Raw genomic sequence first — 13305 nt, forward strand, 5'->3', positions numbered from 1 at the left:
TCTAAGGACAAAGGACAAAGGACAAAGGACAAATGAGGTGATTTATGAGTGACTTAGTTTTTCTACCCGCTCATCAACTTGCTCAGATGATTCGCGATCGCCAAGTCTCTGCTGTCGAAGTGTTCGATGCTTACCTGGCGCAGATTTATAAACACAACTCAAAACTGAATGCGATTTGCACGTTAGACGAAGACAATGCTCGTACCAGAGCAAAGCTTGCAGATGAAGCCCTAGCTAGAGGAGAACACTGGGGCGCTCTGCACGGTGTCCCTGTGACAATCAAAGACATTTTTGAAACAGTAGGACTACGTACCACAGCAGGTTACATTCCTCTCAAAGACTACATTCCTCAACAGGATGCTACCGTTGTTGCCAGGTTGCGAGCAGCAGGAGCCGTTATCCTGGGAAAAACCAACATGGCAGAACTGGCTGGTGATTTTCAAAGTACAAATTCTCTATTTCCACGGGTAAATAATCCCTGGAATCTTGACTATACAGCAGGTGGCAGTTCTGGAGGTAGTGCTGCTGCTGTTGCCGCCGGACTTTCAGCATTAGATATAGGCAACGATATAGCGGGTTCTGTGCGCCAACCTGCAACTTTCTGCGGCGTGTATGGCTTAAAGCCAACAGATCGCCGTATTTCCACCGCCGGAAGTATCCCTGAAGTACCGGGAATGCCGCTATGTTTGCGACAAATGTTGACTATTGGCTGTTTTGGGCGATCGCTCGAAGATATTCGCCTTTGTTTCTCACTGATTGCTGGTGCGGATCTGCGTCGCCCAGATGTGCCACCGATTCCCCTTGATACTCCATCAGGCAAGTCCTTGCAGGATCTTAAAATTGCTTGGATCGATCAATGGGTGGAAGTTCCCGTTGCTGCGGAAATTCGAGGCGCAATACAAACAGTCGTACAAAAACTCGCTCAAGCAGGTAGTTATGTGGAACGCTGGCTTCCCAAAGACTTCGATTTATCGACAGTGTGGAACCTCTGCGGGCGGATGGAAGCATATATCAACAACTACGCCCAACCCAAGGATCGCTATAATGTGCTACGCAGCTTAGAATTACTTTTTCGCACGGCAACTCAAGGCGACAAAAAATTGCGAAAATTGGGGAATTTCAGCAGCTTTCTGCCAGAAATTTTGAATCCCAGCTTAAAAGGATATTTCGAGACACTCACCGAGCGCGATCGCTTCATTTCCCAAATGGATGAAGCCTTAGAAGTATGGGATGTATGGCTCACTCCTGTGACAGCAACCCCTGCATTTACCCATTGTCCGGCTTGGAGCGCCATTGATATTCAGGGCAAATCCTATCCTCATGCAGTGGCAAACGGAGCTTACACTATGCCATTTAATCTCAGCGGTCATCCGGCGGTGGTGATTCCTATTGGGCAAACTCATAATGGCTTACCGATTGGAATCCAAATTATTGGCAAACGATGGCGCGAGATGGAGTTGTTAGCGATCGCTCAAGAATTTGACAAAGTGGTTGGTGATTTCCGGCATCCATTGGGCTATTGAAAAATGGCAGCAATTAAACTTCACCGTTATAACCCTATCCTGACTGGTTCCCAGCCTCCAGGCTGGGAACTCATTCTGGGAGGCTCCGCCTCCATAGCTTGACAAGAGGTGGAACCTCTTTTGAATACATTCCCAGCCCGGAGGCTGGGAACGAGGCTACAACCCGCGAAAATGTTGGGTTACGTTCCTCCACCCAACCTACGCAGTTTATGGTTTTTGACGCCAACCCAAGCCTATTGCGCTATAACCAACTCACGGTAAGTTAAAAAACTCAAACAACCCAGTCGCCAAAATAGCAAATGAGTACGCCGAAATAGCAATTGCGTTCGCCGAAATAACAAATGCGTTCGCCGAAATAGCAATTGCGTTCGCCGAAATAGCAATTGCGTTCGCCGAAATAACAAATGAGTACTCCGAAATAACAAATGAGTACGCCAAAATAGCAATTGCGTTCGCCAAAATAGCAATTGCGTTCGCCGAAATAGCAATTGCGTTCGCCGAAATAGCAAATGACTAATTATTGTAGAGACGGCGATTCATCGCGTCTCTTGCCTTAGCCGAACAGTATTGCGATCGCCTCTACCCAGTTTCCCACCCCTTCGGTATTTTCGGCGGACACCAAAAGAGGTTTTTACTAGACACACCAAGGGATTCCAGAATTCCTCGCATCACCTCTGTGCAGTACATCCAATGTCCCAAATCGTCATACATACGATCGGGATTAAACTCGACATTGTAATGCAGCACATTGGGAAGGTCTAAAAACTCATCACCGCTTTGGGGAGAAAGAAGCAAGAGATGAAATGGCTTCCCCTGGCATTGTTTTTCCAGCTTGTTCACTAAATCGATCACACCACCGCGTAGCTTGCCGCCGTAGGCATCGCTAATTCCTGTGCGAACAAAAAGCACTTTGTCGCAGTGCCGCAGTGTATACCAAAACCTTTCAGCGCGTGCCGTGTAACGAACCCGCATCCGTTCATAGACGGGAGACATATCTTGAACAGCGTTGTCTGTCTCCTCGACTTCATGGGCAAAGGATAAACCCGACCACTTACCGTGGTAAATTCTACCTGCATCGGGACTGTAATGCAAAAAAGCAGGGTTCCACATATCATCAAAACCGTGTTCGATCGCATCTGCAACATCTGCAATATTAGTAGTGCGCGTTAGATCGAAAGGAAAGGCGGGGCCATCGTACTCCATCTTATATAACATCATGCGGACGGCACAGCGATCGCCAAGGGGAACAATTGCCACACGGCTGATATCCGATAACTCACATTTGTATTGGAACAACACCGCAGACTTAGGTGGTGCTTTTACTCGGCTTTCTAGCCCATCCTTACCAATCATCATTGTGCGAAAAGGGACATCGGGATAAAGCGGATCTTCATAAACACCCGATGGCATGGCTTTAAGGGCGTTGCAAACTTCCGTCCACATTGGCTGGATGTTGTACTCGCTGTCTGATTCGTTGATTATCCAGAGGTGGCGTTCATCCGCTTGCAAAATCCCCAGATGTCCGTCATAGAATAAAACGTTGTTCGGCGAAAAGAGATTGAGGGCGGGGCTATATTCTAGATCGGTATTTGGGGGGATGTTTATTGTAGTTGCGATCGCGCCATCCTCTACAGCCAAGAAAGGGAGCGTCCCCGCCTGGGTATTCTTTGCAATGTAAATACCCGGTATCAATCCCGCCTGACTTTGCAGTGCAGTTTGTAGTTCTTGCCAATAGGGAGCGATCGTGTAGCTGTATGGCGATGAATTAACAATCCGTAAACGCTTTTCTTTCATACACACAAAGACATGAAAGCCTCCATTATCAAAGTAGATAGGAAATTCATTCGGTTGCCGGAAGCGTTGTTTTTCTTTTGCTAATTCGTCTTTGTCAATATCGAATAGTTGCTGGTCGATTTGCTGATACATAAGGCTATGACCGACTGTATTCGGGTGAGCCGGATCGAAGGATGCCCCCGCTTTCCATCTTCCTTGTCCATCATCGACGGCTGCCAACCAATCCAGTACAGATACGCCCCAATTTAGCATCCGGTTGTGTGTGTCTCGGATCAGCCAGTAATGTTCCTGGGAATAATCGCCATTGGGATAGACACTGCCTAAAATCGGAATTGCCCCGATGTCGCGCGTCATTTTCACAAGTTGCTGCAAGCCACTTTCAAACCGTCGCTGTACTGCTCGTCGTTCGTGAGGGGAACAGTAAGCTAACCCTTCGTTACCCAGAGATAGGGCAATGATAACGATATCCGGTTTTTCTGGGGTGACAAACCAGGGAAATCGAGCGATCGTTCTGCTGACATTCGCTCCCACCTCCGACACGTTCACCAGTTTATGCCCATATTTTTGCTGTAAAGCTTGTGCCAACTGCCAAACCCAACCTTTCAAAAACCAGGCTTTATGACCTAATGCAACGGAACTACCAATGACTACGATTTTTAAACCTTCAGACTCTCGATCCAAGGTGACTTTAACAGCAGGTTTCTCAATATATCCAAACGGATAAGCTTGTAAATAACCGAATGCGCCATCATCCACAATAATTGTGCTGGCACGATCGCTAGAGTCAATCGGAATCCAGCGGTTTGTATCTATTAAGCTTTCCCATTGGGCGTTGCCGTTGACATCGAGTAGCACATACTTGTATTCAACTCTCTGTTGACCACCTGACTCTTGAATGCCAATTTCATCTGTCCACCATAAAGGATAGCGATCGCCACTTGTACGCAGATGAACACATTTACTAATATCCCACAATCCCAACTCTGGAGTAGAACCCACCAGACCAATGGATTCGCCCGTTTGCGTGTATGCATTGATCTCGAATCGATACATAGAGTTTATCCTGATTTAGTGAGGACAATACCAAACGGTTAGCTGAATCCTTAAACCTGCTTTGAGAATATCACATAGAACTCTTAATAATCCGGTATTAATCTTTTTAAGTATCCTGAAGTTCTGATTTACATCACCCAAAGCTACAGCAGGCAAGCTTTTCAAAGCTAAAATCGGATTTTTATAAAAGAATCTTATACTGATTAAATAGAATTTATTGTATTAAAAGTCTTAACACAACTAAGAACAAATCAAAAAAAGGATAAGATTAAGTTAAATTGGTTCTATCGCTCTCTTTTATATAGTTAGAGCCAGAAAAGCATTTTTACGTAAGTGTTACAAATAGTTTCAATTGAAATTAATACTTGCCGAATAATTTTTAGCAATAATAAGTTAAGCGAGTTGAGATTTAGCTCAGTATGGATAACTTACCTCAAAACGATTCTAGCTCCCCTGCTGGGGGTGGTTTACCTGTGATTCAGTATTGGGTAGAAAAAACTCTCTCATCAAAAGGATTAAAATTATGGCAAACTCTCAATCATAAAAGTGCATGTTTATCCTGCGCTTGGGGCACGGGTGGACAAAAAGGAGGGTTTGTTAATGAAGCGGGAGAATATTTACAACGCTGTGCTAAAAGTGTAGAGGCGATCGCTGCGGAATTGCAACCAGGAATTAAACGAGATTTTTTCCGAGAAAATAGCATTAGTGAATTACAAAAACTGACTTCTCAAGAATGCGATTCCTTGGGTAGATTAAGTTATCCTGTCATTCTCAGAGCGGGTTCATCCCATTATCAACGTATAAGCTGGGAAGAAGTCTACCAGATCGCTACACAAGCCTTTAATTTCCCACCAGCACGAATTGCTAGTTATAGTTCTGGACGTTCATCTAATGAAGCTGCGTATTTACTACAATTATTAATGCGATCGCTAGGTAGTAATAATCTAGCAGACTGTTCAGATTTGTGTCACGCACCCTCAACAGTGGGGTTAAAAAAAGTTTTCGGCTCAGGTACATCGATGGTGAGCTTAGAAAACCTAAAACATAGTGATTGTATAGTTTTAATTGGTTCTAACGCCCCTGCAAATCATCCACGACTGATGAACGAATTGATCGAATTGCGGGAAAGAGGCGGGAAAGTAATTATTATTAATCCCCAAATTGAAATCGGTTTAGTTAAATTTGCGTCTCCGGCATTTCCGATCAAATCTTTACTCACAGGAGGTTCAGATATATCTTCTTTATATTTACAACCAATTCCTGGAAGTGATGCTGCATTATTTGTCGGTTTACAAAAATCTCTGATTGAACAGAATTTAATTAACATAGAATATCTGAAATCCTATACACAAGATTGGCAAAAAATTGTAGATTACGCTAATAATATATCGTGGGATAACATCACTAGCACCTGTGGCTTATCCCAAGAAGAAATTACAGCAACAGCTTATATAATTGGTAAATCAACGCGTGTAGTTTTTGCCTGGGCAATGGGGATAACTCAACACTCTAACGGCGTGGATAATATTTTTAGTATTGCTAATACAGCCTTAATTACAGGTAACGCTGGTAAAATTGGTGCTGGGACAATGCCCATTCGAGGACATTCCAATGTGCAAGGTTTTGGTTCAATGGGTGTTACTGTAAACTTGCGAGAAGAAATCAAACAAGCACTATCTCAATTATTAGGAAAAACTCTCAATGAAACTCCTGGCTATCATACCCGTGACTTAATCACAGCAGCAGAATTAGGAAAGATCGATACACTGTTTTGTTTAGGAGGAAATTTGTATGCAGCTAACCCAGACTTACAGCAAGCAAAACAGGCATTCTCGCAAATAGAAACCATATTTTATGTAGCCACCAAACCAAACTTGGGACATTTCCACGGGTTAGCAAAACAGCAAACTTTAATATTACCTGTATTCAATCGTTTTGAAAATCCTCATAAAACAACAACTGAATCGGGTAATAATTTTGTGCGATTAAATGATGAAGGTAAAAGTCATTTAAAAGCGCCTAATGCCGAGCTAATTTCGGAAATAGAATTAATTACAGAAATTGCTCATCGTTTACATAGTGAAACCCCGATAAATTGGCGTAAGCTGCAAGATACAACTTATGTTAGAGAATTAATTGCTAAAACTATTCCTGGCTATGAGAAGATTGGCACAATTGACCAAAACAAGCAGGAGTTTATCATTGGAGGGCGGATTTTCGATGAACCGAAATTTCCCACACCTGATGGTAAAGCACAGATGTTTGTCACACCGTTACCGCAATTATCAGTACCAACTAAAGCAGCGTTTGGTGTGGCAGAAAATCAGCCAGGAATTGTGGTAATTTTAGGAACAGGACGCAGCTACGGTCAACATAATACTGTAGTTTATCGCAGTGAAGATAAATATCGAGGTATGCCTCATCGTCACTGTATTTTAATGAATTCTCTAGATGTCAAAAAAGCGGGATTCCAGGAGCATCAGCGAGTCATAGTCAAAGGAGATCGGCAAGAATTAGACAATATTGAAATTATTTGTGGGGCGATTCTTGAAGGTGTAGCTTTTATGTTTTATCCTGAAGCTAATGTTTTATTTAAAGCAAAAATCGATCCGCAAAGCGGTACACCTGCTTATAAAAGAGTTCCAGTTTGTATTATAGGTTCTCGTCTTCTTTAAAAACAGGCAAATCCAGGCTTTGAGTTTTTGTCGTTTGTAGACATCAGTTAAATTCTTGAGAGTAAATTGTAATAAATAAACTTATTATCCGTTGTTTCAGAATTTAAATGGCTATTCCACAATCAGTTTTGTTACTACTCAACTGGAATGTACCTGAATACAAGCATCATAAAAACATAAATAAATATTAATATCTTAATAGTTATATATAAGTTAAGAGTTAAATAATCTTAGGAGAAATAAAATACCTGGGATTTGCATGGCAGTTGTATTTGCCAGATAAAGTGATGCAGATCCTTTCTCAACCTAGAATAACAATTTTTTAGCTGGTACTGGCAGGCATCCTGAGTCGGTGACTGCCCAGAAGCCTTGCGTTTGAACATGAAGGAAGCAACAATGAGTAGTAATCTAGCCATCAAACTGCGCTCTGGAACTCAACAAGCCCACACCTCAGCAGAAAATGTGGCATTCATGAAATGTTTTTTGCAAGGAGTTGTGGATAGAGACTGCTTCGCGAAATTTTTAAGCAACTTGTATTACGTCTACAGCGAACTAGAAGCGGCATTAGAGAGGCATAAAGAGCATCCTGTGATTAGTGCGGTTTATTTTCCTGAACTTAATCGCCAATCTTCACTTGAAAAAGACATGGTATTCTATTATGGGGATAATTGGAGAAAGGAAGTTACAGCCTCACCTGCTGCCCAGAACTACATTGACCGCATTCGGGAAATTTCTGCTAGTGAACCAGCCTTATTGCTCGGTCATGCCTACACTCGCTACATGGGCGATCTTTCTGGGGGTCAAATGCTACAAAAAGTTGCTCAGTCAGCCCTAAAGCTTTCTGGCTATGAAGGCACATCCTTTTACGACTTTGAGCAAATTCCTGACAAAAAGGCATTTAAGGATAAGTATCGTCAGGCATTAAATGCATTACCCGTTGATGATATAACAGCAGAACGGATTGTTGCAGAAGCTAATAATGCCTTTGGGTTCAATTTAAAGATGGCTCAAGAGTTAGAGGGAAGTTTAATTAAAGCACTCGGTCAAGTTCTCTTTAATAGCCTCACTCGTTCTCACAATTCAGGTAGCCCTGAAATAGCTGCGGCTAATTAATTTTGGCATTGGGCATTGGGCATTGGGCATGGAAAAGAGACAAGGTAGACAAGGAAGAGGGGGAAGACTTGGGAGAGATTTGTTCAATAATTCCCCCTTGTCCCCCTTGTCCCCCTTGTCCCCCTTGTCCCCCTTGTCCCCCTTGTCCCCCTTGTCCCCCTTGTCCCCCTTTGCCCCCCTTGTCCGCCTTGTCCCCCTGCTCCCCTGCTCCCCTGCTCCCCATTAATTACTCCCTTCATTTATTGGAAAGCAACTCAATGGTTTTTCTATTACCTGGTGTTAAGTTCGATCTGGATCTGATTCAAAAGTACGACACTCGCGCACCTAGATATACTAGTTACCCGCCCGCTACAGAGTTAAGCGAAACATTCACTGAAACTGATTTTAAGACCGCGATCGCCGCATCAAATCAACGTAAAACTCCTATGAGTTTATATTTCCATATCCCTTTTTGCCAAAGTGCTTGCTACTTCTGCGGCTGTAATACAGTAATTTCCAACAACAAGAATATTGCTAAACCTTATGTGGAGTCTTTGGTTGAAGACATTAAAAACACCGCAGCTTTAATCGATTCTGATAGAAAAGTGCTGCAAATCCACTGGGGAGGTGGTACTCCTAATTATTTGGAGCGTCACCAAGTAGAATTTTTATGGAAAAATATCAATCGCTATTTCAACATCGATCCCCAAGCAGAAATCTCAATTGAGATTAATCCCCGCTATATCGATAAAAACTACATTTTCTTTCTGAGAAAGATTGGATTTAATCGCATTAGTTTTGGCATTCAGGATTTTAATCGCCAAGTTCAAGTAGCTGTTAATCGCGTCCAACCTGAAGAAATGCTCTTTGATGTCATGAGTTGGATCAAAGAAGCTAAGTTTGAAAGTGTGAATGTAGACCTAATTTATGGTTTACCTTATCAAACACGTGAGACATTTCAAGAAACGCTGAAAAAAACGATTGAGTTAGATCCTGACCGAATTGTTGTGTTTAACTTTGCTTATGTACCTTGGCTCAAACCGACACAAAAAAATATTCCTCAAGAGGCGCTACCGCCAGCGGAGGAAAAGTTAGAGATTCTGAAAATGACCATTGAAGAATTAACGAAAAACCAATATCTATTTATTGGAATGGATCATTTTGCTAAAACTAATGATGAACTAGCGATCGCTCAACGTAATGGTACTCTTAAACGCAATTTTCAGGGCTATACTACCCACGCCGAGACAGAATTATTTGGTTTTGGTGCAACATCCATCAGTATGTTAGAAGATGCTTATGCTCAAAACCACAAGGAGTTAAAGGATTATTATCAAACACTGGCAATAGGTAGTTTACCTATTAGTAAAGGTATCAAACTAAGTCAGAATGATATTATTCGACGGGATGTGATTATGAGTATTATGTCTCATTTTCAGCTTTATAAGCAAGATATTGAAAACAAATATCAGATCGGTTTTGATGAATATTTTTCTGAAGAACTAGAGGCGTTAAAACCACTAGAAGCTGATGGTCTAGTCAGTTTATCAAAAAATCAGATTCAGATTACCGACATCGGTAGATTGCTAGTAAGAAATATTGCCGTCATCTTTGATACTCACACAAAAACGCGAGAGACAAAATTCTCCCGCGCCATTTGATATTGCTTCTGCAAATCTTTACCACATATTATCCCCTCAATCTACCTGAAAAATAAAATTTGAGGGGATATTATTAAGACTATAGTAATCCGATTTTATGTTTGAACTTATTTGTGTGTGTGGTGCATGAAGCGCAGTGCAAGCGGAATAGCCAGTCAAAAGGTAATTGGAATAAAGTTGTTAAATAAAAATCTGTAACAAAAATCTTGGTTAATTATTTATAGAGGTAATTAACGATCGGCGATCGCGAAAATTCTCAAAAGTTGAATCAAGAAATATTTTTCATACATCCCCAATAAGTTAGATACGAACTTTATACCTTAAGAGAGAGATAAAAAAGAATATATTGATTACTTAATTAACATTTAGTTTTGCCGACAATAACTATGTCTATGATTAGATGTTTTTAATAACTTCTAGCTTACAATACGCAAAAATTTTCGTTTAACCTTAAAAAGATTTAAAAAACGCAAATTCTCATCCAATTCTGAATATAAAGTATTGTGTATAACTTTTGGATTTAACATTTACCCCATCTGGTAGAAATAATTCGTAATTAGAGTTGATAGCTTAGATATTAAGTGAGTGAGATTGTTGAGGCGGTTATGAGTATTATTGCTTGGATAGTTTTAGGACTTTTGGCAGGTGCAATTGCTAAAGCTATTTATCCTGGTTCTCAAGGCGGCGGAATTCTCTCCACAATGATTTTGGGTATCATTGGTGCTTTCGTCGGTGGAACTTTATTTACCTTGTTAAGAACAGGAACTCTGCAAATTACTGCGGCTGGCGCTGGTTTAACTCTTCCCGGTATTTTAGTGGCTGTGCTTGGTGCAATTGTTGCTATTTATATGTGGGGATTAATCAGAAGAAGCAGCAATGTATAACCGCTGATTGGCAGTTATCAACCCTGAGATAACTACTGTATTTTACTCAGTCTTCTAGTTCACCAGTTGAAGAAGCTATAAAACATCAAATTTAGCTCTATCTGGAAAAAAACTGAAAGATAAGTTGATTCGTTCTGTAACACCAAATTTTGAGAAGTGTAAATCTATGTTTTTCCACAAAAAAGAGCCTATTCATGCAGTTAACGTTAGTGAACCAAACCCTCGTTTTGCTCAGTTGCTACTAGAGCAGTTTGGCGGAGCGACTGGAGAACTTAGCGCAGCGCTTCAATATTGGGTGCAATCATTCCATGTCGAAAATGCTGGCATTAAAGATATGCTCCAAGATATTGCGATCGAGGAATTCAGTCATTTAGAAATGGTTGGTAAACTCATTGAGGCTCATACTAAAAATGTAGATCAAACAGAGGCTTACAAGAGTACTCTTTTTGCAGTCCGAGGAATTGGGCCTCATTTTCTAGATAGCCAAGGTAATGCTTGGACTGCAAGTTACTTGAATGAGGGTGGAGATGTAGTACGTGATTTAAGAGCTAACGTTGCAGCTGAAGCTGGCGCTCGTCAGACTTACGAAGAATTGATTAAGTTGGCAACCGACAAAGGAACCCAAGAGACTTTAGTCCATCTGTTAACACGAGAAATTTCTCATACTCAGATGTTTATGAAAGCTCTAGATTCGCTAGGTAAGCTGACAGATCCTTTCTTTGGTAATATTAAGCCAGATGAAACTGTTGCTCTCTACTACAATCTATCTACAAACGGAAACGGTCAAGATGAGCGTGGGCCCTGGAATTCTGAGCCAACATTCAAATACATTGCTAATCCACTAGAAAGCCACTCTTAATTGCATAGATTGCAGTCAAAATATAGGTTGATTTTGAGCAAAAAGGTTTTTGGCTGGTTCTGAACAACTCCCAATAATCTGGTGGGCAAATAGCTTACCTTGTTTAAAAAATGTTGGGCTGTTTAGCTACATTTAGCGAGCAAAAAAATCCCGACTTTTCTAAGAAGTCGGGATTTTTATTTTCAGCAATTTTCATGTATTTGAACCGCACCTGTCGTCGGGGCGCAAGCCCTTGCGCCCCTGCTTCAATTTCTACCCCGATATTTCTGACTTTAGAAATTAATTCAACTAAAAATCCGGAGATTAACTTGTGATTGTCAACCCTACGCCAAATGGTTGGGAAGTAATTTATCATCGTGCCCATGCTTTATTAGCAGCTGAACTGGCTGGACAATGGCGACGTAAAGATGCTCCTGCAAGATTATATGAAACAATAGCTGCAATTTCTCATCACGACGATCTAGAAAAAGAGTGGGAAGAAGATATTCTAACTGAAGCGGGTGCGCCAAAGGACTTTATGCTTTCCACAAATGCTGATTTAGATGCAGGTGTCGATAAATTGGCTAATTTGGCAAGGAATGCCCTTTACCGTGGACGATGGGTAGCTCTATTAATTTCTATGCACATCAGCCGTTTAAATGAGTCAAGCCGGGGTAAGTCTTCAAAATTAGACAAACTTTTAAACGAGCAACTTCAAAATCAGCGACGTTGGCGTAAAGAATTGGGCATCAAAAAGGAGGAAGTTGATGCAGCCTATGCATTTATGCAATGGTGCGATCGCCTTTCTCTGATTTTATGTCAGCAGGAACTACCTGAAGATGAGCGGTTTTTAGAAATTAGCAAGGGCCCTGAAGGTGAGCGCTATGACATTATGCAGCGCAGTGATAACTTGGTTGTTGTCAAACCCTGGCCCTTCCAAAACGATAAATTCACGGTCAACGTCGAAGCTTGCGACCTCTCCCAAGTAAAATTTGAGAGCAGCGCCGAATTAACTCAAGCACTACAAGAAGCGCCGATCGAGGTACTAGAGTGGACATTTGTTAAGAATTAGATGCATAAAGCTTACAGCTATTTTGCTGAAAATAGCTGTAAAAAACTAGGTTATGCGATCGCACTCTTTTATCAAATCCCTACTTATACCACTCCAATTAATAATTGCAACACATCCTTGGTTGAAGACGCGATGAATCGCGTCTCTACAAATGATCTATTTGTCGCACTCTTTTATCAAATCCCTACTTATTCTTACAATGGCGATCTCAGTCACGACTGCTGATGAGATACCAAAAGTAAGTAGGGGTCGGTGTAAATATTTATCGTTTGGATGAGGCAGGATAGCGCAGCGTTAGCGAGTCCGCGAGCGTCGGCAGGAGGCTCAGTTGGCAGGAGGGAAGAGGGTTTGAGTCTATTTAATTTTTATTAACATAGTTTGGTTTTTCCACATCGTTCTACTTAGCGATCGCATTTAGCCTTTAAGGGTGAAGTCAGTTTTAATTCTTCTAATTTTTATCTAAAGATGTAGTTTTAAGACAGATTCTTATTACTTATGATAGTTCCTCTAAATCATTCCAATCAGTGAAAGTAAATATACTTAATAACTGAGGTTCAAAGCATGGACTCAACAGGTAAGGTTCAAACTGTGGACTCGTCCTGGTCTCTTCCACTGCTGTTGAAAGAGTATGCAATGAGCCGAGTAACTGTCTACTTTTATAGCGACAGATGGGTTCCAATTAAATATTGTTCTTTGGAAAAGGCAATTTTGCT

At 41.4% G+C, this 13305-nt stretch carries 9 protein-coding genes; 8 read left to right on the forward strand and 1 reads right to left on the reverse strand.

The window, feature by feature from the left end:
- Positions 1–44: 44 nt before the first annotated feature.
- A complete protein-coding gene (locus tag NSTCB13_RS33570; protein WP_448275347.1) occupies positions 45–1523 on the forward strand; it encodes an amidase in 1479 nt (492 codons plus the stop codon).
- 579 nt (positions 1524–2102) lie between these two features.
- On the opposite strand, the gene NSTCB13_RS33575 is transcribed toward NSTCB13_RS33570, so the two are convergent.
- Positions 2103–4370: a DUF1796 family putative cysteine peptidase gene (locus tag NSTCB13_RS33575; protein WP_448275349.1), complete on the reverse strand. Its 2268-nt coding sequence runs from the start codon at positions 4368–4370 to the stop codon at positions 2103–2105.
- Positions 4371–4789: 419 nt separating this feature from the next.
- Between NSTCB13_RS33575 and NSTCB13_RS33580 the strand changes: the two genes are divergently transcribed.
- The 7 genes from NSTCB13_RS33580 to NSTCB13_RS33610 all read left to right on the forward strand — a co-directional run bounded on the left by NSTCB13_RS33580 (position 4790) and on the right by NSTCB13_RS33610 (position 12817).
- Positions 4790–7045 carry an FdhF/YdeP family oxidoreductase gene (locus NSTCB13_RS33580; protein WP_448275351.1) on the forward strand — a complete coding sequence of 752 codons (2256 nt, stop codon included), beginning with the start codon at positions 4790–4792 and terminating at the stop codon, positions 7043–7045.
- A 396-nt stretch (positions 7046–7441) separates the two neighbouring features.
- Positions 7442–8158, forward strand: coding sequence for a biliverdin-producing heme oxygenase (locus tag NSTCB13_RS33585; RefSeq protein WP_448275353.1), 717 nt, complete (start codon positions 7442–7444; stop codon positions 8156–8158).
- Between the two features lie 257 nt (positions 8159–8415).
- Positions 8416–9798 carry an oxygen-independent coproporphyrinogen III oxidase gene (gene hemN, locus NSTCB13_RS33590; protein WP_445631884.1) on the forward strand — a complete coding sequence of 461 codons (1383 nt, stop codon included), beginning with the start codon at positions 8416–8418 and terminating at the stop codon, positions 9796–9798.
- A 605-nt stretch (positions 9799–10403) separates the two neighbouring features.
- Positions 10404–10682: a GlsB/YeaQ/YmgE family stress response membrane protein gene (locus tag NSTCB13_RS33595; protein ID WP_445631885.1), complete on the forward strand. Its 279-nt coding sequence runs from the start codon at positions 10404–10406 to the stop codon at positions 10680–10682.
- Positions 10683–10848: 166 nt separating this feature from the next.
- Entirely contained in the window at positions 10849–11541 is a 693-nt protein-coding gene (locus tag NSTCB13_RS33600; protein ID WP_012410902.1) for a manganese catalase family protein, read from the forward strand.
- 310 nt (positions 11542–11851) lie between these two features.
- The gene (locus NSTCB13_RS33605) at positions 11852–12592 is read left to right on the forward strand and encodes a DUF3891 family protein (protein ID WP_448275355.1); all 741 of its coding nucleotides are present in this window, start codon (positions 11852–11854) and stop codon (positions 12590–12592) included.
- Positions 12593–12817 (forward strand): hypothetical protein, encoded by a 225-nt coding sequence (locus NSTCB13_RS33610; RefSeq protein WP_445631887.1) that lies wholly within the window; start codon positions 12593–12595, stop codon positions 12815–12817. It begins immediately after the preceding gene.
- Positions 12818–13305: the final 488 nt, after the last annotated feature.

The organism is Nostoc sp. DSM 114160 (assembly GCF_053470305.1).